Source organism: Acidobacteriota bacterium (genome assembly GCA_033549365.1).
Lineage (GTDB): Bacteria > Acidobacteriota > Aminicenantia > Aminicenantales > Saccharicenantaceae > JAWSUF01.
The window spans coordinates 139,571-163,815 of record JAWSUF010000004.1; the positions used below are offsets into that span (position 1 = coordinate 139,571).

General features: G+C 59.3%; 18 protein-coding genes and 1 tRNA gene. 7 read left to right on the forward strand and 12 right to left on the reverse strand.

Annotated features, from left to right (window positions below; all coding sequences use genetic code 11):
- Positions 1-137 precede the first annotated feature (137 nt).
- From gyrB to SCM96_08005, 3 genes are all read left to right on the forward strand, one after another.
- Positions 138-2,522: a DNA topoisomerase (ATP-hydrolyzing) subunit B gene (gene gyrB, locus SCM96_07995; protein ID MDW7760565.1), complete on the forward strand. Its 2,385-nt coding sequence runs from the start codon at positions 138-140 to the stop codon at positions 2,520-2,522.
- Positions 2,523-2,563: 41 nt separating this feature from the next.
- A complete protein-coding gene (gene gyrA / locus SCM96_08000; GenBank protein ID MDW7760566.1) occupies positions 2,564-4,984 on the forward strand; it encodes a DNA gyrase subunit A in 2,421 nt (806 codons plus the stop codon).
- A 140-nt stretch (positions 4,985-5,124) separates the two neighbouring features.
- Positions 5,125-6,924, forward strand: coding sequence for a long-chain fatty acid--CoA ligase (locus SCM96_08005; GenBank protein MDW7760567.1), 1,800 nt, complete (start codon positions 5,125-5,127; stop codon positions 6,922-6,924).
- Between the two features lie 119 nt (positions 6,925-7,043).
- Here the strand turns inward: SCM96_08005 and SCM96_08010 are convergent, their stop codons facing one another.
- From SCM96_08010 to larB, 5 genes are all read right to left on the reverse strand, one after another.
- The gene (locus SCM96_08010; GenBank protein ID MDW7760568.1) at positions 7,044-7,757 is read right to left on the reverse strand and encodes a C4-type zinc ribbon domain-containing protein; all 714 of its coding nucleotides are present in this window, start codon (positions 7,755-7,757) and stop codon (positions 7,044-7,046) included.
- 21 nt (positions 7,758-7,778) lie between these two features.
- Positions 7,779-7,850, reverse strand: a tRNA-Ile gene (locus SCM96_08015).
- Between the two features lie 88 nt (positions 7,851-7,938).
- Positions 7,939-9,558 carry an RNA polymerase sigma factor RpoD gene (gene rpoD / locus SCM96_08020; GenBank protein MDW7760569.1) on the reverse strand — a complete coding sequence of 540 codons (1,620 nt, stop codon included), beginning with the start codon at positions 9,556-9,558 and terminating at the stop codon, positions 7,939-7,941.
- Between the two features lie 39 nt (positions 9,559-9,597).
- Positions 9,598-11,316: a DNA primase gene (dnaG, locus tag SCM96_08025; protein MDW7760570.1), complete on the reverse strand. Its 1,719-nt coding sequence runs from the start codon at positions 11,314-11,316 to the stop codon at positions 9,598-9,600.
- A 75-nt stretch (positions 11,317-11,391) separates the two neighbouring features.
- On the reverse strand, positions 11,392-12,135 hold the full coding sequence (gene larB, locus SCM96_08030) for a nickel pincer cofactor biosynthesis protein LarB (GenBank protein MDW7760571.1): 744 nt from the start codon (positions 12,133-12,135) through the stop codon (positions 11,392-11,394).
- Positions 12,136-12,212: 77 nt separating this feature from the next.
- Here larB and lpxC point away from each other — a divergent pair, with 77 nt between their 5' ends.
- On the forward strand, positions 12,213-13,046 hold the full coding sequence (lpxC, locus tag SCM96_08035) for a UDP-3-O-acyl-N-acetylglucosamine deacetylase (protein MDW7760572.1): 834 nt from the start codon (positions 12,213-12,215) through the stop codon (positions 13,044-13,046).
- A 78-nt stretch (positions 13,047-13,124) separates the two neighbouring features.
- Positions 13,125-13,631 carry a tetratricopeptide repeat protein gene (locus SCM96_08040; protein MDW7760573.1) on the forward strand — a complete coding sequence of 169 codons (507 nt, stop codon included), beginning with the start codon at positions 13,125-13,127 and terminating at the stop codon, positions 13,629-13,631.
- 3 nt (positions 13,632-13,634) lie between these two features.
- Here the strand turns inward: SCM96_08040 and SCM96_08045 are convergent, their stop codons facing one another.
- The 7 genes from SCM96_08045 to SCM96_08075 all read right to left on the reverse strand — a co-directional run bounded on the left by SCM96_08045 (position 13,635) and on the right by SCM96_08075 (position 22,352).
- Positions 13,635-15,053: an alpha-L-fucosidase gene (locus SCM96_08045; GenBank protein ID MDW7760574.1), complete on the reverse strand. Its 1,419-nt coding sequence runs from the start codon at positions 15,051-15,053 to the stop codon at positions 13,635-13,637.
- Positions 15,054-15,244: 191 nt separating this feature from the next.
- Positions 15,245-16,540, reverse strand: a complete 1,296-nt coding sequence (locus SCM96_08050; protein MDW7760575.1) for an ABC transporter permease — start codon at positions 16,538-16,540, stop codon at positions 15,245-15,247.
- Positions 16,537-17,259: an ABC transporter ATP-binding protein gene (locus tag SCM96_08055; GenBank protein ID MDW7760576.1), complete on the reverse strand. Its 723-nt coding sequence runs from the start codon at positions 17,257-17,259 to the stop codon at positions 16,537-16,539. The genes SCM96_08050 and SCM96_08055 overlap by 4 nt, the downstream gene beginning before the upstream one ends.
- A gap of 189 nt (positions 17,260-17,448) precedes the next feature.
- Positions 17,449-17,637, reverse strand: coding sequence for a DUF6132 family protein (locus SCM96_08060; protein MDW7760577.1), 189 nt, complete (start codon positions 17,635-17,637; stop codon positions 17,449-17,451).
- A gap of 7 nt (positions 17,638-17,644) precedes the next feature.
- A complete protein-coding gene (locus SCM96_08065; GenBank protein MDW7760578.1) occupies positions 17,645-18,526 on the reverse strand; it encodes a class I SAM-dependent methyltransferase in 882 nt (293 codons plus the stop codon).
- Positions 18,527-18,531: 5 nt separating this feature from the next.
- Positions 18,532-21,024, reverse strand: a complete 2,493-nt coding sequence (leuS, locus tag SCM96_08070; GenBank protein ID MDW7760579.1) for a leucine--tRNA ligase — start codon at positions 21,022-21,024, stop codon at positions 18,532-18,534.
- An 83-nt stretch (positions 21,025-21,107) separates the two neighbouring features.
- Positions 21,108-22,352 (reverse strand): OFA family MFS transporter, encoded by a 1,245-nt coding sequence (locus SCM96_08075; GenBank protein ID MDW7760580.1) that lies wholly within the window; start codon positions 22,350-22,352, stop codon positions 21,108-21,110.
- Between the two features lie 75 nt (positions 22,353-22,427).
- On the opposite strand from SCM96_08075, the gene SCM96_08080 reads away from it, so the two are divergent.
- On the forward strand, positions 22,428-23,327 hold the full coding sequence (locus SCM96_08080) for a protein-disulfide reductase DsbD family protein (GenBank protein ID MDW7760581.1): 900 nt from the start codon (positions 22,428-22,430) through the stop codon (positions 23,325-23,327).
- A 45-nt stretch (positions 23,328-23,372) separates the two neighbouring features.
- Positions 23,373-23,984, forward strand: a complete 612-nt coding sequence (locus SCM96_08085; GenBank protein MDW7760582.1) for a redoxin domain-containing protein — start codon at positions 23,373-23,375, stop codon at positions 23,982-23,984.
- Positions 23,985-24,245 lie beyond the last annotated feature (261 nt).

The following is a 24,245-nucleotide window of genomic DNA, read 5'->3' on the forward strand; positions in this document are numbered from 1 at the left end:
TCTCATTAAGTTACTTATAATAAACGTCATAGACATGATTCGCCGGACCAAAAAAAACAAAAAAATCTTTACTCCGAGTTCATTTTGGAGTATAATTCCTATCGGGAATTACACAGGATTACTGGATACGGTTGACCATGAAAAAAGACATGTATTCGGCGGACAGCATCAAGGTTCTGAAGGGCCTCGAAGCCGTACGAAAACGGCCGGCCATGTATATCGGCAGCACGGGAGTGGAAGGCCTGCATCACCTCGTCTATGAAGTCGTCGACAACAGTGTCGACGAGGCCATGGGCGGATATTGCTCTCAGATCGAAGTCATCATTCATGTCGACAATTCCGTGACCGTCATCGACAACGGCCGCGGCATCCCCGTCGAAAAGCATAAGAAAGAAAAACGGTCGGCGGCCGAAGTCGTCATGACCGTCCTTCACGCCGGGGGAAAGTTCGACTCCAAATCCTACAAGGTTTCGGGCGGCCTGCACGGCGTCGGCGTGTCCGTAGTCAATGCCCTGTCCCGGCGGCTTGATCTCGAAATCAAGCGGGACGGCGGAGTTTTCACCCAGAGCTACGAGAGAGGCGTCCCTCAGGCGCCGCTCCAACAGATCGGGAAAACCAAGAGGACGGGCACCAAGATCACCTTCTGGCCCGACGACACCGTGTTCGAGACGCCGGAATTCAGCTTCGAGGTCCTCACCCAGAGGATGCGCGAGCTTTCCTTTCTGAACAAAGGCCTGAAAATCTCCATCGTCGACGAACGGACGAGCAAGTCCCACGAGTTCCATTACAAGGGCGGTATCTATGAGTTCGTCCAATACCTGAACCAGAACAAGGACGTCATCAACCCCAAGCCGATCTGTTTCGAAGGCACCCGGGACGACATCATGGTTGAGATGGCCATCCAGTACAACTCCGGTTACTCCGAGACGATTTTTTCCTTCGTCAACAACATCAACACGACCGAGGGCGGGACGCATCTCATCGGCTTCAAGGCCGCCCTGACACGGTCGATCAATGCCTACGCCGGCTCGCACAACATGCTCAAGGATGTCTCCATGAGCGGCGACGACACCCGGGAAGGCCTCTGCGCCGTTCTCAGCGTCAAGCTCCAGAACCCCCAGTTCGAGGGCCAGACCAAAACCAAGCTCGGCAATTCCGAGGTCAAGGGGATCGTCGAGTCCATCGTCAACGAGCGTCTGTCGCAGTTTTTCGAAGAGAATCCGTCGCTGGCCAAAAAGATCGTCCTCAAGGTCGTCGACGCCGCCCGCACCCGGGAAGCGGCCCGCAAGGCCCGGGAACTGGCCCGGAGAAAAGGCATTCTGGAGTCGACCTCCCTGCCGGGAAAACTGGCCGACTGCCAGGATCGCAATCCGGCCACGAGCGAAATCTATCTCGTCGAAGGCGATTCGGCCGGCGGTTCGGCCAAGCAGGCCCGCGACAGGCGGTTCCAAGCCGTCCTGCCTCTCAAAGGCAAGATCCTGAACGTCGAAAAGGCCCGCTTCGACAAGGTCCTCAAGAGCGAGGAGATCGGATTCATGATCGCCGCGCTGGGAACGGGCGTTGAGCAGTCGGATTTCAATCTGGACAAGCTCCGCTATCACCGGGTTATCGTCATGACCGACGCCGATGTCGACGGATCCCATATCCGCACCCTGCTCATGACGTTCTTCTACAGGCAGATGCCCCAACTCATCGAGCGCGGGCATCTCTACATCGCTCGGCCGCCCCTCTACAAGATCTCCCGAGGCAAGGACGTCCAGTACCTCAAGGAAGAGCGCGAATTCGAAAAATTCATGGTGCGCAAGATCTCCGATGAGATCAAGGTCAAAGTCAGCGGCCGAAAGGACATCCTCGAGGGAGAAAAGTTCCGCCGTTTCTTCCGCGCCGTCCTGGCCAAGAAAAGCTACATCCAGATCCTGGAACGCAAGAATGCCCCCTACCGCCTTGTCGAAATCCTTCTCCATTCGGGCATGGAGGATCGGGATTACCTTCGCTCCAAGAAGAACATGGAGAAGCTCCTGAAGCCGCTCGCTGACAGGGGATTCGGCGCCAAGTTGGTCAAGGACGAGGAACACGATTGCTACGAGCTCGATGTCGTCTACCAGATCAACGGCATGGCCTTGTCCACTCGCATCAACCTGGATCTCGTCACTTCGGCCGAATACCGGAACCTGTTCAAAATCCACAAGGAGCTCGAAAACCTGCAACCGCCCTTCGTCATCATGAACAACGGCGGGGAGGACAAGACGCCCATCGAGAACGAGAACAAGCTTCTGGACTTTCTGTTCGATCACGGCCGAAAAGGCCTGAACATCCAACGCTACAAAGGTCTCGGCGAAATGACGCCGGAACAGCTTTGGGAAACGACCATGAATCCCGAACAAAGATCGCTGCTCAAGGTCTCGATCACCGATGCCGTCGAAGCCGACAAGATCTTTTCCATCCTGATGGGCGACGTCGTCGAAACCCGGCGGCAATTTATCGCATCGAACGCCTTGGAGGCGCAGAATCTCGACATCTGACGCCGCGATGATCCCGAAGACAACCTGACAAGGAGTCCCCCATGGACGGCGAACACAATCTGGTCAGTCTCGAAGAAGAAATGAAGCGGTCCTACATGGACTACGCGATGAGCGTCATCATCGGGCGGGCCATCCCCGACATCAAGGACGGCCTCAAGCCCGTTCACCGGCGGGTGCTTTACGCCCTGCATGAAACCGGCACAAACTGGAACAAGCCCTATAAAAAATCGGCCCGCATCGTCGGCGACGTCATCGGGAAGTACCATCCCCACGGCGACCAGGCCGTCTACGACACCCTGGTCCGAATGGCCCAGAGCTTCAGTCTCCGCTACACCCTGGTCGACGGCCAGGGCAATTTCGGATCCATCGACGGAGATCCGCCGGCGGCCATGCGTTACACCGAAGTCCGCATGCGCAAGATCGCCCAGGAGCTCATGGCCGACATCGAAAAGGATACGGTGAATTTCGTCCCCAACTACGACGAAAGTCTCGATATGCCCGAGGTTCTGCCGGCCCGGTTTCCCAACCTTCTGGTCAATGGAGGCAACGGCATCGCCGTCGGCATGGCCACAAATATCCCGCCGCACAACCTGGAAGAGGTTGTGGACGGCGTCATCCACCTCATCCGGAATCCCAAGGCGACCGTGGACCAGATCATGAAATTCGTTCCGGGACCGGATTTTCCGACGGGAGGCATCATCTACGGACGGCAGGGCATCATCGACGCCTACCGGGAAGGGCGGGGCATCATCCACGTCCGGGCCAAGACGGCCTTCGAGAGAGGCGCCAAAGGGGAAAAGGACAAAATCATCGTCTCCGAGATTCCCTACCAGGTCAACAAGTCCCGCTTGCTCGAAAACATCGCCCAACTCGTCAACGACAAGAAGATCGAGGGAGTCGCCGACATCCGGGACGAGTCCGACCGGGAAGGCATGAGGATCGTTGTCGAGATTAAAAAAGGGGAGCTCCCCGAAATCATCCTCAACAATCTCTACAAACACACGGCTCTTCAGACCTCCTTCGGCATCATCATGCTGGCCATCGTCGACAAACAGCCGAAGATCCTCAATATCGTCGATGTCATGAAGTATTTCGTTTCCCACCGGCAGGATGTTGTCCGCCGGAGGACACGCTTCGAGCTGAAAAAGGCCGAGGCGCGGGCCCACATCATCGAAGGACTGGTCATCTGCATCGACAACCTCGATGCCATCATCAAGCTCATCCGGGCTTCGAAGACGCCCGACGAGGCGCGGCGCGAGCTGATCGCCCGCTTCCGTTTGACCCAGATCCAGGCTCAGGCCATTCTCGATCTTCCCCTGCAGCGATTGACCCAGCTCGAACGGGAAAAGATCCAGAAGGAGTACGAAGAGCTGAAGAAGCTCATCGCCCGCCTGCGAAAGATCCTGTCTTCGGACAATCTCATCCAGGAAATCATTGTCGATGAGCTCAAGCAGGTCAAGGAGGAGTACCGCGACGCCCGCAGGACCGAGATCCGCGACGAGGCGATCTCCGAGCTCACGAGGGAGGATCTCGTCAAGGAAGAGGACGTGGCTATCGTCATCACGTCGTCGGGCTATATCAAGAGAACGTCGCTCAGCTCCTACCACTTTCAGATCCGGGGCGGCAAAGGGAGGAAGGGCATCGAGATGAAGCCCGAGGACGTGGTCGAAGACCTGTTTGTCTGCTCCACGCACAGCTATCTTCTCTTTTTTACCAATACGGGCCGGATGTACTGGCTCAAAGCCCTGGAGATTCCCGATGTCGGCGTATCGGGACGGGGCAAATCCATCGCCAACCTCATCGAGTTCGCTCCGGGTGAGAAGGCCCGCTCCGTTCTGGCCGTCAAGGAATTCTCCGAGGATCGCTACATCGTCATGCTGACGACGGACGGGATCATCAAGAAAACCCGGCTCAGCGAATACCGGAATGTCCGCCGGGGCGGTATTGCGGCTATCACGCTCCGTCCGAAGAGCGATCTCTTTTCCGCCCAGATGACCAACGGAAAAAATGACATCATCATCGGCACCATGCTCGGCCGGGCCATCCGCTTCAAGGAAAGCCTGATCCGGGCGATGGGCCGGACCGCCTCCGGCGTCAAGGCCATCCGCCTGCGCCCGAAGGACATGGTCATCGGCATGATCGTGGTCGGCGAAAACGAGAAATTCGTCTTCACGGCCACGGAGCGCGGCTACGGCAAAAAGACGGCCGTTGACCAATATCCCCCCAAGGGCCGCGGCGGGCAGGGTGTCTTGAACCTCAAAATCACCCCCAAGGTCGGGAACGCCCTGGGGATGGTCGGAATCCACGAGGACGATCTTCTCGTCATCACAGAAGCCGGGAAGGTCATCCGCATCCAGACCACGGCCATCCGGCCGTTGAGCCGGGCCACCCAGGGGGTCCGCATCATCAACCTCGAGGAAAGCGACCGCATCTGCTCCATCGCCAAGGCCGGCGAGAATTGAATCGCCGGTCCGGCTGAGCCCGGCCCGAAACTCTCTTCCTCAGGCGGTCGAGGAAGGCCGGCGCATGCCGTTCAAGACCGCCTTGACAACTCCCGACACGAAACATAAAATACACCCACTTTTATGGTGGAGGAAAAGTGATGCAATCTCTGGCGGGTCTCCTGCTCAACACGCTGGCGTCCTATCCCAAGGACGACTTCATGCTCTACAAGAAAGACGGTGCCTATGCGCCCCTGTCCACGGAAACATTCGGGACACGCGTCCGGCACATGGCTCTGGGACTGAGGAATCTCGGTCTCGGCAAGGAGGACAAGCTGGTCATCCTTGCCGAAAACCGGCCGGAATGGACGATTTCGGACTTCGCGACCCTTTGCAACGGCGCGTTGACGGTTCCGATCTATACGACGCTCGTTCCGGACCAAATCGCCTACATCATCGACGATTCCGACGCCAAAATCGTCGTGGTCTCCGACGCCGTTCAGTGGGCCAAAATCGAAGCCATCCGCGCCCGGCTCGACAAAGTCAAGCACTTCATCACGTTCGCCGATAAAGCACCGGACGGTGTGCTGACTCTGGAGGCCGTCATGGCCGAAGGGCGCCGGATCGACGCGGCCGAACCGGGTTTGTTCAAGGAGATGGCGCTCGCCGTCAAGGGCGAAGACGAAGCCTCGCTGATCTACACGTCGGGGACGACCGGCGTTCCCAAAGGCGTTATCCTCACTCACGGCAATTTCCTGAGCAATGTCACGACGGCCGCGACGCTCCTCGAATTCTCCAACCGCGATGTGGTTCTCTCATTCCTGCCGCTCTCCCATGTGCTCGAACGGATGGTCACCTTCGCTTATGTCTACCGGGGCTGTTCCATCGCCTATGCCGAAAGCGTCGAGGCGGTCGCCCAGAACCTTCTGGAAGTCCGACCGAACATCATGGTCAGCGTGCCCCGGGTTTTCGAAAAAATCTACGCCCGGGTCATGGACGCGGTCCTGGCCGGCTCCGGCGTGAAAAGAAAAATCTTCTTCTGGGCGATTAAAACCGGAAAAGCCCACAGCGCCCGGACGCTGGCCGGCCGACCCGTTTCGGGACCCCTGAAGTTCAAGAGAAAACTGGCCCACAAGCTGGTGTTCGCCAAGGTCGTCGCCCGGACCGGCGGCCGGGTTCGCTTCTTCGTTTCCGGAGGCGCTCCGCTGTCGAAGGACATTGCGGAGTTTTTCCATGCCATCGGCCTCTACATCATGGAAGGCTACGGGCTGACCGAAACCTCGCCCGTCGTTTCCTGCAACACCTTCGAGCGCCTGCGGTTCGGCACGGTCGGACACCCGATCCCGGGTGTCGAGGTCAAAATCGCCCCGGACGGCGAAATCCTGACCAAGGGCCCGAACATCATGAAGGGCTATTACAAGAAGGAAGCCGAAACCCGGGAGGTCTTCGACGGCGAGTGGTTCAAAACCGGAGACATCGGGCATATCGATCCCGACGGTTATCTCGTCATCACCGACCGCAAGAAAGACCTGATCGTCACCTCGGGCGGAAAGAACATCGCGCCGCAGCCGATTGAAAACCTCCTGAAAACGCTCCCGCTCGTCACCGGCGCCGTGATGATCGGCGATCGGAAACGATTCGTCTCCGCGCTGATCGTTCCCGATTATGAGAAGCTCGAGGCCTTCGCCCAGGCCGGCGGCATCGTTTTCAAGGATCGGGCCGATCTCGTGAAAAACGAAAAGGTTGTGTCCCACGTCATGTCCGAGATCGAACGGGCCGTATCCGTTCTCGCTCCCTACGAGAGAATCAAGAAGATCACGCTGCTCGAGAAGGATTTCGAAATCGGGGAGGGGGAAATCACGCCGACGCTCAAGGTCCGGCGGAAGGCCATCGAAAAGAAATACGGCGAGCTCATCGAGGCCATGTACACGGACGAGACCGGCGACGCCCCCATCGGGTAAGCCGGGTCACAAGTCCCGCGGATCTTTTGCAGGCCCGCCTTTTTCTTATCTTATGGGTTTCCCCGCTTCCGGAATCGTTCGGGTGGATTAACTGTCGGATCTCGGCAACGCCGGGGCGGTCACTCGGGCTTTTCGGGCCAGTAGAGGATCCGGCCGCAGTTTTCGCAGAAGATGAGCGACGCCCGTTCCCGGATCTCGTTCAGCATCTGGGGACGGATGCGCATGTGGCACAGCGAACAGAAATCACCCTTGACCGGCGAGAGCGCATTTCCGCCCCGCTTCTTGAAGATGGAGGCATAGAGTTCCGTTTGATCGGCCGGAATTTGAGGCACAAGGGCGGACCGCTCTTGTTCGAGCTGATTCATCCAGGCTTCCATTTCGGCCTGCTTGGCCCGTAGCACTTGGATGTCGGCCGTTAAGGTTTCCTCGTCCTTCTTGTGGCGCATCTGGGCGTCGCGGATGGCGTCTTCGATGTCGTCGGCGGCCAGCATCTCGCTGATGATGGTTTCCTCGATTTCATCGACCTTCTTCTGAGAATCTTCGATTTCCTTGAGAAGGGTTTGGTAATCCCGGTTGGATTTGACCTCGTTCAACTGGCGCTTGTACTTGCCGATCTGGACCTTGATATCCTTGACCCGGGTTTCGAGGTCACGGCGGTTCTTCTGATTCCGGGCGAGGTTCTCCCGGGATTCGGCCACGGCCCGCGATCCGGCCGCGATCTTGTCTTCGATATCCTTGATGAGGCGGGGAAGGCTTTCGAGGTAAAGCGAGGCGGTGTGGATCTCTGAATCGATCTCCTGGAGTTTGATTAACGGTTCGAACGCAATATCCACATTATGATCCTCACGGTCAGATGGGCCTACCAGGATTCGAACCTGGGACCTGCCGGTTATGAGCCGGAAGCTCTACCGCTGAGCTATAGGCCCCTGGCCGCTGTTATAACAAAATCGCCCGGCCAAGTCAAACAAGGCGGGGAGTTCCGGTGAGGCGGTTTCGTCGTGTTCGGCCCGGCGTTCAGGTGTTGCTGGTGAAGGACTTGAGCTTCCGGCTCCGGCTGGGATGCTTGAGTTTGCGAAGGGCCTTGGCCTCGATCTGGCGGATGCGTTCCCGGGTGACCTTGAACTGCTGCCCGACTTCCTCCAGAGTATGTTCGTTGCCGTCGCCGAGTCCGAAACGCATCTTCAGGACCCGAGCCTCCCTGTCGGTCAGGGATTTCAGGGCCTCTTCGATCTGCTCGCGGAGATTGATGTGAATCACGGTGTCGGGGGGCGAGGGGATGAGCTTGTCCTCGATGAAGTCGCCGAGATGGCTGTCTTCCTCCTCGCCGATGGGCGTTTCCAGAGAGATCGGTTCCTGGGCGATCTTGATGATCTTGCGGACCTTGCTCACCGGCAGGTCCATCTTGCGGGCGATCTCCTCGCAGGTCGGTTCCCGGCCGATCTCCTGAACGAGCGATCGCGACACGCGGATGAGCTTGTTGATCGTCTCGATCATGTGGACGGGGATGCGGATCGTCCGGGCCTGGTCGGCGATGGCCCGGGTGATGGCCTGGCGGATCCACCAGGTGGCATAGGTCGAGAATTTGTAGCCGCGCCGGTATTCGAACTTTTCCACGGCCTTCATGAGGCCCATATTGCCTTCCTGGATGAGATCCAGAAACTGGAGCCCGCGATTGCTGTATTTTTTGGCGATGGAGACCACCAGCCTCAGATTGGCCGCGACCAGTTCTTTTTTGGCCTGGTCGCTGATCTTCTTTCCCGTGGTGATGGCCCGCACGGCTTTGCGGAGGGACTGGGGGTTCAGTCCGATATCAGTCTGGTGGCGGCGGATGATCCGGCCGATTTCCCGCTGCTTCTGTTTCAGGGCGGCCACATCCTTTTTTCGTTTGGAAGCCAGGGCCGCCGCGATGTCGTCCTTCTGGTCTTCGAGCTCGTTGACGATGCGCAGCCGGTCCCGGAGTTCCTCGATGATGCGTTCCTTGTGGGAGCTTCGGAGATTGAGATCCCGGATGATGCGGCTGATCCGGACGATGACCCGGCCGCGGCTGACCGTTTTCTTGCGGACGACGGGAATCTTGTCCAGCTTGTCGCTCAGGTCACGGATTTTTTTGATTTTGGCCAGGATCTGCTTCTTTTTCTCCTCGATCTTTCCTTCGGCGATGTCGTCTTCGGTGTAGTCGAACATTTCCTGGATGACGGTCGCGTTTTCCATGAGCCGGTCTTCGATCTGCAGAACTTCGTTCAGAACCAGACGGGTCCGGGACAGGGCCTTGACGATGGCCTTTTCTCCCCGTTCGATTTCCCGGGCGATGGCGATCTCGCCCTCACGGGTCAGAAGGGCGATGTTGCCCATTTCCCGAAGGTAGAGCTTGACCGGGTCCGTCGTCCGTTCCAGCCCGTGCGAGGAAATCAGGTCACTCTTGCGCCGCCGGGGGAGAATCTCCTTCTGGCGCGAGTCCAGGATCTTGATGCCGTAGTCGTCCATCGAGGAGAGAAAATCGTCGAAGTCCCGCCCGGCGTCCATTTCGTCCGTGAAGGTCTTGTCGATTTCCTCGAACAGCAGGTAGCCCTGCTTCCGCCCTTTTGAAATCAGCTGGTGGATTTCGTTTTTTTGAAATTTGCTTTCCGCCGACACGTCACTCTCCTCGACTGGGTTGCTTCTCCGCCATGGGCGTCACAGGGAAAGGATTTGCTTCGTCACGTCCTGTTTCAGGTACATGAGCGAAGCCACCCGTTCCTTTTCCCCTTTCCGTTCCGATTGAATGATGTCCTTTTGAATTTCCGCGAGCCGGGCATGGAGCCGGACTTTTCGCAGACAATGCAGACAGTCCCTGGCTTCTTCGATGGTGGCGCCGGTGTTTTTTTCCATGAGCGCCCGGGACAGGAGGTTGAACAGCTCCGGCCGGATGCGGTCTTTCATTTCGGACAGACTCCAAGGCCGGTTTTCACGAAAGCAATCCTGGATGAAGGCGAACACCGGTTCGGACGGCAGTCCCTTGAAGTCGTCGTCCCGGACATCGGCAAAAACTTCCGGCGCGGCGGTCGGATCCTCCATGAGAACCCGGAAGAGACGCTGCTCGGCCGGGGACAACCGGTCTCCGGGGTCGGCCGCGGCCCGTTCGGACCGGTGTTCGGCCAGCGAGCGGAGGACGGCTTCCCCGACGCCGAGGAGTTCGCCGGCCTGCCGGAAATACTCGCTCTGAACCAGCGCGTCGGGGATCCTTTCGAGGTCCCTGAGGACGGCGCGGACGGCCTTGGCTTTTTCCTCCGGAACGTCCATGCGGCCGTTTCCGGCATGGTGATCGACCAGAAACCGGATTCCGGAAACGGCTTTCTCCAGAAGGGAGGAAAAACGATCCCGGCCGTATTTGCGAAGAAAGGCGTCCGGGTCGAGCTTTTCGGGAAAAAGACAGACACGGACGTGCAGACCTCTTTCAAAACAGATGGGAACGGCCCGGAGGGCGGCCGTCTTCCCGGCCTCGTCGCCGTCGTAGGCGAGAACGAGCCGGGGGGCGAACCGGGCCGCCTGGGCCGCCTGATGGGAGGTCAGGCTTGTTCCCAGGGAGGCTGCAGCGTTTTCGAAACCGGCCTGAAAGAGGCCGATGAGGTCCGTGTACCCCTCGACCAGAATGAGTTCTCCGGCCTTGCGAACGGCCTCCTTGCCGAGATGGAGACCGTAGAGATGCCGGCCCTTGGTATAGACGGGAGTTTCGGGCGAGTTCAGGTATTTGGGATCGGCGTCGAAAAGCGTCCGTCCTCCGAAGGCCACGACCTTGCCGGAGAGGCTGAAGATGGGAAAGATGATCCGACCGCGGAAGCGATCGTAATGCTCTCCGGGCTTGCGGCCCTGAAGAACGAGGCCCGCTTTTTCCAGGAGGGCTGCGGGGATATTGTTTTTCCGGCCGTACCTGAGGAGTCCGTCCCAGACGTTCGGGGCGTAACCGATCTTCAAGTTGCGGACAAGATCGTCGGTCAGCCCGCGTTTCTTCAGGTATTCACGCGCCGCCGCACCTTCTCCGCCGCCGGACAGGCTCTTTTGGAAGAAGGTCAGGGCTTGTTCGTTGACGCGGAGAATGGCATCCTCCTGCCGCGAGGCGGCCGATTCGGCTCGCGTTGCGGGAAGAGGGATGCGGTATTTCTCGGCCAGGTAGCGGAGGGCTTCGGGAAACGTGAGGCGTTCTTTTTCCATGACCAGGGAAAACACATCGCCTCCCGCTCCGCAGCCGAAGCAGTGGTAGAGCTGTTTTTCGTCGTCCACGTGGAAAGACGGGCCTTTTTCCGAATGAAAAGGGCACAGACCGACGAACGTCCGCCCCCGTTTCCTCAGCGTCGTGTATTGGGAGGCGATCTCGACGATAGAAGAGATTTCTCTAATCTTTTCTATAACTTCCATATTAAAATATCTGTCGGAGAATCCAATACAATATAGGGACGGTAAGGATGATTGTCAAGCGAACCGTGTCCTTTTTCAGAGGTGGTTGATCAGGCTGGCCAGGTAGGCTGCGCCGAAGCCGTTGTCGATGTTGACCACGCCGACTCCGCCCGGGCAGGAATTCAGCATGGCCAGGAGAGCGGCCAGCCCGCCGAAACTCGCCCCGTATCCCACACTTGTCGGAACGGCCACGATGGGCACGGCCGTGAGGCCGGCCACGACGCTGGGCAGGGCTCCTTCCATGCCGGCCACGACGATGAGAACCCGGGCTTTCCGGATTCTTTCGTACTGGCCGAGGATCCGATGAAGCCCGGCCACGCCGACATCGTAGATGCGTTCGGTCTCGTTGCCGAGGATTTCAGAAGTCGCGCAGGCTTCTTCGGCGATGGGGATGTCCGACGTCCCGGCGGTGATGACCGCGATCCGTCCTTTCCCGGGAGGAGGCGGGGAGGTCATCAGGCTGACCGTCCGGCCGAGTTCATTGTAGACCGCTCCGGGAATGCCTTCGCGGATGATATCCCAGGTCTTGGGCTTGACCTTGGTGACCAGGAGGTTGCTGCCTTTCTCCAGGATTTCGGCGGAGATTTTCATAATCTGATCGGGCGTTTTGCCCAGCCCGTAAATGATCTCGGGATGGCCTTTCCGGAGTTCCCGGTGGTGGTCGATCTGGGCGAACCCGAGATCGCGGCAGGGAAAATCCTTCAGTTCTTCGAGGGCGGCCTCGGGGGTCAGGACTCCGTCGCGGACCTGCTTCAGGATGTCTTCGATTCGGTTTTTCACCCGGCCATTATATCACAGCCCGCGAGGATCGAATTCATATTTGCGGCGAGCCCGTTCCTGGAGCTATACTAAGCGAAATGGAATACAAAAGAACCTTGGCCGCTCCTCTCCGTTTTTCCGGGGTCGGCGTCCACACGGGCAAACCGGTGACGATGATGCTCATGCCCTCCGAGAGGGGGGATTTGGTTTTCGTGAGAACGGACATCGACGGTGAAATCCGGCCGGTCGAAGCCGACGTTGAGTCGGGCCGCTTCACGGCGCTGTCATCCGGGGGCGTCCGCGTCCTGACCATCGAGCATTTGATGGCCGCGCTTTCGGCCTGCGGTGTGGACAGCCTGAGAATCGAACTCGACGCTGAAGAGCCCCCGATTCTGGACGGAAGCGCTCTTCCTTATGCCCGGGCCATTTCCGACGCCGGGACGTCGCCCGTTCCGGTCGAAAGAAAGAAACTGAAAATCATCCGGCCTTTCACCATCGAGGATGGAGAGGCGTCCTTCTCCGTCGAACCCGATGAGTTTTTCCGAATTTCCTATGACATCCATTTCGATCATCCGGCCGTGGGCCGGCAGCGACTGGAACTGGCCGTATCCGAGGACACCTTTCTTCGGGAGATCGCCCCGGCCAGAACGTTCGGGTTTTTCAAGGATGTCGACGATCTTCGCCGCCGCGGCCTGGCTCTCGGCGGGTCCCTGGACAATGCCGTCGTCTTCGACGAAACCGGGGTCATGAACGGCCCCCTCCGCTTTCCCGACGAATGCGTCCGCCACAAAATTGCGGATATGATCGGCGACCTTTTTCTTCTCGGCTGCCCCGTTTTGGGACGTTTCGCCGCCGTTCGGGCGGGACATGCCCTGCATCTCCGGATGGTCCGGGCCCTCCGTGACGATTCGTCTCTTGCGGTGTTCGTATAGGCCGGGTTCTTGTCAAAACCGCCGGTCTGCTGTAGAATAGCGTCCAAAAACAACCCAAGATTTCCCAGGAGCATTCATATGAGCGAAAAGAAGGCCAAAAAAGACGAATACCAGAAAGCCCTGGCCGCATTCGGTCAGGCCATGAAGGACTTCCGCAAGGGGGACATGGACAAAGCCTCCGCCCAGTTGGAAGCGTTTCTTGAAAAATATGCCGTGGAATTGGAACTTGTTGACCGGGCCCGGATGTATCTCGAAATCGCCCGCCGGCGGCCGAAAAAGGAAACCGTCTCGCTGAAGACTTACGAAGATCACGTGATGTGCGGTATCTACCGCATCCAGCAGGAAAACTACGACGAGGCCGCGAAAATCCTGAACAAGGCCCTGGATTTCAAAACGGACGAGGGACGGGTTCACTACCTCCTGGCCCAGGTCTCCTGCCTGACGGGGAACGATGACGATTGCCTCGAGCACTTGAAAAAGGCGATCCAGAAAGACAAATTCCTGGCCGTTCTGGCTCAGAATGACAGGGATTTCGAACCCGTTTGGGAGGACAAGCGCTTCAAAGTTCTGGCCAAGCTGGCTTGACGCTCAGCGGTAAACCGCGACGGTCGAGATGAGGGGGGCGGCCTTGGCGTCAAAGTGGATCCGGAGCTTGCGGGTTTCCAAGGGCGGGATCCGCAGGATCCGGCGGTTGCCGATCGTCGTTCCCCGGGCAACCTCGAGATAGTCTCCGTCGACATGCGCCTCGACCGCAAAGGCGCGGACGCGCTGACCCAGGCGGATATATTCCCGGAGAAGAACCGTCCCGACGGTGGCGGGTTCGGCCAAATCGATTTCCAGAGATGCGGATGTGACGCCGTCGTCCGTCGCCCAGTAGGTTTCGGGATCGCCGTCGACGGCCTGAGAAGCGTCGTATTTCCGGGAATTGGAACGAACATTCGTCGCTTCCGCCTTGCCGCCGAGAGCCAAATTTTCGGCGAAAGCCGCGTCGAGATGTGCCCTCAAACCCATGAGCGCCCGGATGTCGTTTTCGTGAATGATGCCGCGCCGGTCCGGCGGGACGTTCAGAAGGAGATTCCCGTTCATCCCGACCGAGCGGTACCAGATGTCGATCAGATGCCCGACGGATTTGACGGCCGCATCCTCGCTTTCGCGGTAGAACCAGCCCGGCCGGATCGAGACATCGACCTCGGTCGGGATCCACAGGTCGCCGTCCTCGTGGCCGGTCAGCAACTGGTCGGACACGCCGGGAATGCCCGGATAGAAGACGCCCGAATGGACAGTCGACCAGTTCGTCTCGGCCGCATGCCCGTCTTCGTTTCCGACCCAACGGACGTCGGGACCGGCGTCGCTGAAGATGACGCAGTCGGGCTGCAGCCGCCGGACGACCTCGACGAAGCCGTCCCAGTCGTACTCCTGCCTCCGCCCGTCAGGGCCAACGCTGAAGGCCCCGTCGAGAAACAGGTAATAGACGTCGCCGTACCCGGTCATGACCTCTTCCAGCATGTTCTTGAAGACGGTGTTGTATTCGTCCGTGAAATACGCCGGGTGGTTACGATCCCAAGGTGACACGTAGACGCCGAACTTGAGGCCGAATTCCCGGCAGGCCTCGGAGAGTTCCCGAAGCACGTCGCCCTGTCCGTTTCGCCAGGAACTCTCCCGAACGGTGTGGGTTGAGTATTGCGAAGGCCAGAGGCAGAATCCGTCGTGGTGCTTGGCGGTGATGACGACGCCCTCCATCCCGGCGTCCTTCAGAACTTTGACCCATTGGCGACAGTCGAGCTCCGTCGGATGGAAAAGATCGGGTGACTCCCGCCCGTCACCCCATTCAACGCCCGAGAACGTATTCGGCCCGAAATGGATGAAGGCGTGCATCTCCATGCCGTGCCAGATCATCTGGCGTTCGGTGGGCACGGCCCCGAACGGCGCGGGTTCGGGTGCATCGACCGACGAGCATGCGGCCGCGGCCAGGGCGGCGACACAAAGAAAAAGTATCCACTTTGTCATGGCGGGAATCGTCCCGATTTTACTGAACCTGGAGACAATTGTCTAGGAATCACCGGCGTCGGCTATCTCCGTCCCGGTTGCTTTCCCGGTTGATCGGGTTCATGGCCCTTATGGCTGCCTCGCGATATTCATGCGCTGATCCGAATCCCGCTCCCGCATCGATGGGTTCGCTTCGTGGGGAAGCCCGAGTGTCAGACCGTCTGCGCCTTCTTTTTCCCGAAACGCAGTTTCATGGTCAGGATGCGGTCGGTCGAAAAGATTTTGGCTGCGAATCCGACCAGGAACACGAACCAGACCAGCATGTAGGCGAGACCGCCGACGATCATGCCCGAGTTGCCGAGATAGAGGTGTTGGGACACAAGAAACGGGTGAGAGAAGGGGATGGCCCAAATCAGGATTTTAACGGGCAGGGAGACGGTCATGATATCCGCGAAAAGGGAGATGAAATAGGGGATGAGGACCATGAACATGAGAGGCATGATCATGGTCTGGGCGCTTCGGAAATCCTCGGCCAGGACGCCCAGGATCATGGCCATGGCCAGGGCGACCAGGATGGCCAGAAACAGGGACGCTCCGAGGACCACGTAGCCTCCCGCATCGAAGTAGAGGCCGAGCTGCCGCATGATTCCTTCGCCCGCGGCCCCGGCGGCGGCCCGGATATCGTCCGTTCCCATTCCCCCCATGAAGCTCCGGAAACCGATCATGTAGACGAAAGCCGAGATCAATCCCACCAGCCCGGCCGACAGCATCTTGGCCGTAATGATCGAGGTCCGTCGGATGGGCACGGTGAGCAGGGTTTCCAGAGTCTTGTTCTGTTTTTCCATGGCCACGGCGGAAATGACCATCTGCGACGAGTAAATGACGATCATCATCAGGATGACCGGAATCAGGAGCGACTGGGAGGTGACCAGGCCGGCGACCTCGTTGGCCGAGCCCTCGGCCATTCGATCCTTGACGATGACGAAGTCCCGGGTGCGGATCGGATTCTTGAGACCGTCCGGATCGTGGTCCGGGAGCTTTTCCCTGAGAAAGCTGTCGGAGGCGGCGTCGTTGAGGGCGGAGATGACCGCCCGGACGATGACTTGGCCGCGGGCCCCGATCAGGGAAAAACTTCTCATGAAGGAGTAGGTCTCGACTTCCCGGGGCACGAGGCTCTGCAGCGAATCTCCGAATCCCTCGGGGATGACCAGGAGGAGCTTGGCCTCGCTTTGTCCCGCGGCTTCGACGGCCTCGTCATGGGTTTTGCCTTCCATAGACTCGATTTTGAAGCGGGCGGTTTCGAGCCCCGTAAGAATCCCCCGGGAGGACGGGCTTCGGTCGAGATCCAGGACGGCGATCGTCTGGACGCCCATGGCTTTCTCGACCTCCTTGCGGCTGACCCGGCCGATGAAGTTGAAGAGAAACACCATGGCGGCAAGGGAGATGATGAGCTGTGCGGTCACCAGCTCGCGCATTTCTTTTTTCAGCAGGTTGGCGAACTTTTTCATTGGACGGTGCTCCTGAAGACCTCTTCCAGGTTTTCGGCCCGATGTTTGTTCTTCAATTCCGCAGGCGTACCCGAGTCGAGGATACGCCCCTTATCGATCAGCGAGACGCGGTCGGAGAGAAACTCGATTTCCAGCATGTTATGCGAGGACAGAAGAACCGACGTGCCCTCCTTCACGTAGCGGCGGATCATCTCACGCACCTCGAGGGCGTTCAGGACGTCAAGACCCGAGGTGGGCTCGTCGAGGATGGCCAGGACGGGTTTTGTCATCAGGGCCCGGGCCAGGAGGATTTTCCGGGTCATGCCTTTGCTGTAGGTCCCGACCTTGTCCTGAAGCCGCGGACCCAAGTCCGTGATCCTGACGGCGCGGTCCACGATCTCCTTCTCCTCACCCGCGCCGGCGGCATAAAAACCGGCCATGAACCTGAGATAATCCAGCCCTTTCATATTCTTGTAGGCGCCGGCCTCCTCGGGCAGGTAGGAGATCTTTTCCCTGACCATGTCCGGCTGTTTACGAAGGTCAAAGTCCAGGAAAGTGACCCGGCCGTCCGTCACCGTCAGGAGCGTGGCGCAGATCCTCAGGGCGGTCGTTTTACCCGCCCCGTTAGGCCCGATCAGAGCGAAGACCTCGCCTGCCCGAACCTCGAAATCGATACCCTTCAGGGCTTCCAGCTTGCCGTAGGTTTTCTTCAAACCTTCGACGCGAAGAACCGTGCTCATGGGCGACTCCTTCGATCTTCCAATAGAGCTATCACGCAATCTTTATTTCATACGCAGAAACTGGAATCAGGTTTTGCCGGTGAGCGGTTCCCGGAATCCCATGATTTTCCCGATTCTGAAAGGATGCGGGCGGAAAAGACGAGGGCCACGGCGGCGACGATTCGATCGACGTGGGGTCGAAAGTTCTGGTCAGCTCAATAATTTCGCCAGGATATTGGCGGCCAGGGCGCCGATGATCGCCCAGTAAAGGATGGACAGATACCGGTTTCCGGCGATGACGCAGCCGCCCGTCCGGCAGCCGATGAATTTGTGGAAAAAATATCCGATGACCGCACCGGCCGCGGCGCCGATGACGATGGGGATCGGTACGGCGGGCATTCCGGAATCACCGCCTGTAGAGGTAAATGTAGTGCTCTCCACCGTGCTCGTCGAGGACCGTGTCGAAGTCGATTTTGCGGTCTTCCCATCCGGCGATTGAATAATTATGGGAAACAACCGCCGTTCCGGGCTTGAGCTGGGCCTCGAAGATCGGCCTCAGGAGTTCGTTCGATTCGGGAAGAAGGTAGAGCGTGACGACCGTCGCTGCGGAAATATCCGCCCGCGTGGCGTCCATGTGAAGGATTTCGACCCGATCATTCAGGCCGGCCTCTTCGACATTGGCCTTGGATTTTGCGACCATTTCAGGATCGATGTCGATGCCCACGCCGCGGGCCCCGAACGTCTTGGCCGCCTCGATGACGATGCGGCCGTCGCCGCAACCGATGTCATAGACGATGTCCTCCGCCCCGACCCCGGCCATTTCCAGCATCCGCCGGACGACGGGCATCGGTGTCGGGACAAAGGGCGCAAGATCCTCGGCGTCTTCGAGACCGTGGGAGCCCAAGTAGATCTGCACCCGGTCGCCGTTGACATAGCGGAACGTATAAGGCACGCCGGTCTCCAAGGAGTTGAAGACCGGATCGTCGCCGCTGGTATAACTGATTTCCAAATTCGATTCGGCCTCGATACGGTCGATCGAGCCGGGCTGGGTGACGCGCGTTTCCCAGACGCCGTCCGTCCCATCGTGACGGATTCCGTATTCGATGGGATCCTGCGTGAGATTCCTGATGGTGGTGGCCTGGGTCGAGAGTCCGATTTCGACGCCGGACGCTGAAACCGGTTCTTCGGCCCGTGAGCCGATCTTTTCACTGTGGGAACAGGAAAAGAAGCCGGCAACCGCCAGAGCGCCGAGAGCGACGGCGAAAAAAGGATTTGCTGTCTTCCGCATGAGTTTTATCCTTTGACGACAATATTGAGGAGCCGTCCGGGAATATAGATTTTCTTCACGATTTCCCGGTTGTCGGTATGCTGGCGCACCCGGGGGCTGGCCAGGGCCGCCTCTTCGATTTCAACCTGCGAGGCGCTGGAGGCGACCTCGACGGTGTCTCGGAGTTTTCCGTTCACCTGGATCGGGACGGCAATCCTGTCTCCGACGACGGCCCGGGTGTCGTGAACCGGCCAGGCCGATTTGAAGACGGATTCCGTGAATCCGGCTTGTTCCCACATCTCCTCGGCCAGGTGGGGTGCGAGAGGAGCCAAGAGCTGGACGGTTTTAAGAATGATCTGATCGTTGAGGACGTCGTTTTCGATCTTTGACGGTTCGTAGTCACGGACAAGCTCCATGACGGCGGCGATCGCCGTATTGAAATGAAGGGCGGCGAAGGATTCCCCGGCCTTTTTCACCGTCTGATTGAGCCGAACATAGGCGGCCCGTTCTTCAGGCGTCAGGTCTTCGGGGACGAATGTCCGTGTCAGGTCGGGCCGTGCCCCCCGAAGCGAACGGATGAGCGGCAGGAACTTGTTCATGACGAATTTTTCGACGCCCGTCGTGCCCTCTTCCGACCAGAGAACCTCTTTTTCCGACGGCGCCGTGAAGAACATGGCCAGGCGGGCGACGTCGACGCCCCTCTCGTCCATGAGATCGGTCGGCGAGACCACATTCCCCTTGGACTTGGACATGACCTCTCCCTTGGCGTCGAGGACCATGCCGTGGTTGAACATCCGGAGGTCGGGCTCGTCGCAGGCCAGCCGATCGATGTCGTGGAGAAATTTCGTAAAGAAACGGAAATAGAGCAGGTGGCCTGTGGCGTGGGTGATCCCACCGATATAGAGGTCGATGGGCATCCAGGCGTCGGCCTTGGCCGTGTCATAAGGCGCGTCCATGTTGTGGGCGTCGCAATAACGGAGAAAGTACCATGACGAGCAGACGAACGTGTCCATGGTGTCGGCGTCGCGCCTGGCAGCCACACCGCAGGCGGGGCAGGAAACGTCCATGAATTCGGGGACATCCTCCAGGGGCGATCGGCCTGCGGGCATGAAGTTTTCGACATCGGGCAGGAGAACGGGCAGATCCGCATCCGGAACGGCGACCGGCCCGCACTTCGGGCAGTGGATGATGGGGATGGGCGCGCCCCAATAGCGCTGACGGGAAATCAGCCAGTCCTTGAGCTTGTAGTTGACCCGGCGGCGGCCGAGGCCCTTCTCTTCGGCCCAGGAGCAAACGGCTTCGATTCCGTCCTCGCCGATCTTTCCGTCGAAGGGCCCCGATCGGACCATGACGCCGAGAGCGGTGAAGGCGTCGTCCATGTCGTCCGGATCGAGTGCCGTGGCCGCGTCCGGATGGATGACGATGCGGATCGGGAGACCGTATTTCCGGGCGAAGGCGAAGTCACGGCTGTCGTGTCCGGGCACGGCCATGACCGCCCCGGTGCCGTAGCCGCCGAGAACGTAATCGGCGACCCAGAGCGGGATCCGTTCGTTGTTGAACGGGTTGACGGCATATTTCCCGGTGAAGACGCCGTCCTTGTCTCCGCCCGCCGTCCGTTCGATCTCGCTTCGGGCAAAGGCTTTTTTCCGGTATTCGGAGACCTGCTCCCGGTAAGGCGATTCGAGGTTCAGGCGGTCGACGATCTCGGCTTCGGGAGAAAGAGCCATGAAGGTGACGCCGTAGATCGTGTCCGGCCGTGTGGTGAAGATCGGCAGCTTTTCTCCCGTCTCCTCGACGATGAAATCGACCTCGACGCCCTGGGAACGGCCGATCCACTCCCGTTGCATGGTCTTGAGGTTATCGGGCCAGCCGGGCAGCCGGTCGAGCCCTTCCAGGAGGCGGTCGGCGTAATCGGTGATCCGGAAGTACCACTGGACCTGATCGCGTTTCTCAATGACCGTTTCGCAGCGTTCGCAGCGGCCCTCCTTGACCTGCTCGTTGGCCAGCACGGTTTTGTCCTCGGGGCACCAGTTGACGAAGCCGCGCTTCCGGAAGGCCAGACCTTTCTCGAACAGGCGGAGAAACATCCACTGCGTCCACTTGTAGTAGTCGGGAAGACAGGAGTTGACCTCGCGCGACCAGTCGAAGGAGATGCCGGCCCGTTTCAGGGTTTTGCGGGAGACTTCGATGTTTCCCTGAGTCCACTCCCGGGGATGGATGCCGCGCTGGATGGCCGCCCGTTCGGCCGGAAGACCGAAGGCATCCCAGCCGAAGGGGTGGAGGACGTCCTTGCCGAGCATCATTTGTTGCCGGGCCACGGCGTCGCCGATGATGTAATTCCGGAAATGGCCCATGTGGATGTCGCCCGAGGGATAGGCGAACATGACCAGCATATAGAACTTGGCGTCGGGGCGCGGGACATCCGGAGCCTGGAAGAGCCCGAAGGTCTCCCATCGCTCCTGCCATTTCTCCTCGATGGCCTTGAAGTCGTATCTGCGTCGCGATTCGGTGTGTTTCATTTTCAATATGCCTGTGTCCGAAGGTTGCTCAAAAATAGCACAGGGCGGGCCGATTTTCAAATCCCAGCAGCCCCCTTGAGACCTTATCGGTTGCGTTGGCTCGGGGGCTTGAGGAGAGTCAGGGCCAGGATGATGCCTACGACGGCCAGGGCGGCCGTCGGACCGAAGGCCATGCGGTAGCTTCCGAAAACGTCCCGGGCGTTTCCGGAGATGAGGCCGCCGAGGATGGCTCCGACTCCGTAGGCGCTGAACATCAGGCCGTAATTTTTGGCGTGGTTCATGACCCCGAAATAAGCCGCCGTGGCCGCCGGAGAAAGCGCCAGCCAGCCGCCGAGACAGAGCCAGAAACAGGCGAAGCATGCGGCGTAAAGCACGGTCTTTCCCGGGCCGGATGCGAGCATCCCCAGGGAAGCCAGGAAAATCAGGGCGAATGACAGGACGGCGGTTTTCCTCGGACCGATTCTGTCCGTCAGCCAACCGAAAAGCGGACGCCCGCCGCCGTTGAAGAGGGCGAAAAACGAAACGAACCCCGCCGCCGCTCCGTCGCCGAGTCCGATGACTTCCCGTCCGACCGAGGCCGAGATGCCGATGGCCATGAGGCCGGCCGTCGTCCCGATGGTGAAACAGAGGTAGAGGCCTTTAAAAGCCGGGGTCCGGATCATTTGTGAAGGAGTTACGGCCGGGGTGGGGCTCTTCGTCGGGGATTCGGGTGGAATCCATCCTTCGGGCTTCCATCCGGGCGTGGGAAACCGCATGGGTTGGGAAAGGAGAACGATGACGAGAATGATGCCCGCGCCCATGATGCCGAAGGTTTTGAGGGGACCGAGTGAGGCGATGAGTGCCCGGGCCAGAGGGGCCGTGACGACCGCTGATATCCCGAAACCGAGAATGGTCAAGCCGACGGCGAAACCCTTGCGGTCCGGAAACCAGCGGGTGGCGACGGCGATCGGGCAGCCGTAGACAATACCGACTCCGGCGCCGCCGATGATGCCGTAAGTCAGGACGACCGAAGTCATGGACGGGGCGAACATGGTCAGGATCCATCCGGATCCGACGACAAGGCCGCCGACGGCCATGACGCGGCGCGGCCCGAAAACCTCGACAAACCGGCCGGCGATAAACGTGAACAGGGCGAACACGGCCAGAAAAACCATAAAGGGAAGGTTGCTTTGGGTCGCGCTCGCACCGAAAAGATCCTCGAGCGGCGTCTTGAACACGCTGTAGGCGTACACCGCGCCGAGGCAGATACTGACGCCGAGGCCGAGGGCGATGAAGACCCAGCGGCCGGAGCGGGGGTTCATTCCGAAGAGCTTGTCAGGACTTGTCATGCGGCCATTTTTCACGGAATGGGGTGTTCTGTCAATCCTCTTGATACTATATTAATCCTATGATATATATAAAGTATGAAAACAGCGGGAAAAATCGCAATGGCCGTCTGTGTTTTGCATTTCAGCGCCGGATTCGCCGCGGGTGCCGCGGAAAACGGGCTTGTCCGCGCGGAGCTCATTTCGGAAGCTCTTTCTGTCCGTCCCGGTTCCGTTGTCACTATCGCGCTCCGGCTGGAAGTCGCCGAGGGCTGGCATATCTATTGGAAAAACCCGGGTGATTCGGGCCTGCCGACCCGCGTCGAATGGATTCTTCCCGACGGCGTGGGCGCCTCCGGGATGTCCTGGCCCGCGCCCCGCAAGTTCGACGAAGATGCGGCCGTGACTTTCGGTTATGAAAGTTCGGTGGATCTTCTTGTCGAAGTCGAGGTGTTTTGCGGTTTCCCTGCCGAACCGTTTCTGAACATCGGGGCTCGCGTGGAATGGCTGGCCTGCCGCGATGGCTGCATTCCCGGAAGTTCCGAGGTGGACCTTGTGATCCCCGTCACGGACCATGAGTCCCTGCGCGATTCCCGTCATGAGGCTTATTTCAACAGGGTGCGCGGAGACATGCCCCGGATTGCCCGGAACTGGCAAGTGTCCGCCGCCGCGGAACCGGACCGGATCGTTCTCTCCATCGGTCTTCCGACGAAGCCGCAGGCTGCGCCAGAACAGGTCGTCTTTTTCCCTGAAAACGAGGGTGTCATCGATCACGGCGCCCCGCAGATTTTCCGGGAAGAGGACGACGGCTATGTTCTTGTCATGAGCCCTTCGCCTTTTGCCGCCGCTCCGCCTGCCCGGCTTCGGGGAGTTCTCGCGTCTTCAAACGGCTGGAGGCTTGAGGAACAAGGTTCGGCCGTCCTTGTCGATGTGCCGCTCACCCGGAAAGAGCTTCCGATTTCCGAACCGGGTTCGGATCCGGCGAAGAGAAGCCGGTAAACTGAACGGTTTGGTCAATCAATTTTTATATATGGAGGTCAAGACATGACACGACATCGTATCGCCGCCGCCGGACTGCTGTTCGGCCTGTTTGTGTTTTTCGTTCCCGCGGCCGCCGAGGTCACTGTGGGAGAGAAAGCTCCCGAATTCACGGGCACGGATTCCAAGGGAATCGCCCACACCCTTTCCGGATTCCAGGGGAAAATCGTCATTCTGGAATGGCTGAACCACGATTGTCCGTTCGTCGTCAAGCATTACAAGAGCGGCAACATGCAGGAACTGCAGAAAATGGCCGCCGAGAAAGACATTGTCTGGCTGTCCGTGATTTCCTCGGCGCCCGGCAAGCAGGGCCATGTCACCGGTGAGGAAGCCGATGCGCTGACCGCGGAGAAAAATGCGGCGCCCGCCGCCGTCATCCTGGATCCCGAAGGAACGATCGGCCGGCTCTACGACTCCAAGACGACGCCCCATATGTTCATCATCGATCCCGACGGCATTCTCGTCTACAACGGCGCGATCGACTCCATTCGTTCGGCCAACGTCGACGATATCGCTAAGGCGACATGCTACATCCGAAAGGCGCTGGCCGACATGGAAGCCGGGCGGCCCGTTGAGACGGGGGTGACGCAGCCCTACGGGTGCACCGTCAAATACTAACCCCCCCGGATCGGCTCGGAAAAAGCGCCGCGATTTTTTCTTTTCTTATTGCGGCGCTCTTTCCCCTTCGGGCGTGCCGATCTTACCGCATCGATTTCGTCTCGGCCTGCTTGACGTAGCTGAACTACGCCTGCGCAGTCCGCTCCTTATCGCTACGGCAACCTCGGCCCGCGAGCCGTCCCGGCCCCGGATCGGCTCGGAAAAAGCGCCGCGATTTTTTCTTTTCTTATTGCGGCGCTCTTTCCCCTTCGGGCGTGCCGA

Coding starts and splice junctions, on each gene's coding strand:
- leuS (MDW7760579.1), bottom strand. CDS start 21,024: ATGAAACACACCGAATCGCGACGCAGATACGACTTCAAGGCCATCGAG.
- SCM96_08065 (MDW7760578.1), bottom strand. CDS start 18,526: ATGCGGAAGACAGCAAATCCTTTTTTCGCCGTCGCTCTCGGCGCTCTG.
- SCM96_08080 (MDW7760581.1), top strand. CDS start 22,428: ATGAAAACAGCGGGAAAAATCGCAATGGCCGTCTGTGTTTTGCATTTC.
- SCM96_08040 (MDW7760573.1), top strand. CDS start 13,125: ATGAGCGAAAAGAAGGCCAAAAAAGACGAATACCAGAAAGCCCTGGCC.
- gyrB (MDW7760565.1), top strand. CDS start 138: ATGAAAAAAGACATGTATTCGGCGGACAGCATCAAGGTTCTGAAGGGC.
- SCM96_08055 (MDW7760576.1), bottom strand. CDS start 17,259: ATGAGCACGGTTCTTCGCGTCGAAGGTTTGAAGAAAACCTACGGCAAG.
- dnaG (MDW7760570.1), bottom strand. CDS start 11,316: ATGGAAGTTATAGAAAAGATTAGAGAAATCTCTTCTATCGTCGAGATC.
- SCM96_08085 (MDW7760582.1), top strand. CDS start 23,373: ATGACACGACATCGTATCGCCGCCGCCGGACTGCTGTTCGGCCTGTTT.
- SCM96_08005 (MDW7760567.1), top strand. CDS start 5,125: ATGCAATCTCTGGCGGGTCTCCTGCTCAACACGCTGGCGTCCTATCCC.
- SCM96_08045 (MDW7760574.1), bottom strand. CDS start 15,053: ATGACAAAGTGGATACTTTTTCTTTGTGTCGCCGCCCTGGCCGCGGCC.
- lpxC (MDW7760572.1), top strand. CDS start 12,213: ATGGAATACAAAAGAACCTTGGCCGCTCCTCTCCGTTTTTCCGGGGTC.
- gyrA (MDW7760566.1), top strand. CDS start 2,564: ATGGACGGCGAACACAATCTGGTCAGTCTCGAAGAAGAAATGAAGCGG.
- SCM96_08075 (MDW7760580.1), bottom strand. CDS start 22,352: ATGACAAGTCCTGACAAGCTCTTCGGAATGAACCCCCGCTCCGGCCGC.
- SCM96_08060 (MDW7760577.1), bottom strand. CDS start 17,637: ATGCCCGCCGTACCGATCCCCATCGTCATCGGCGCCGCGGCCGGTGCG.
- SCM96_08050 (MDW7760575.1), bottom strand. CDS start 16,540: ATGAAAAAGTTCGCCAACCTGCTGAAAAAAGAAATGCGCGAGCTGGTG.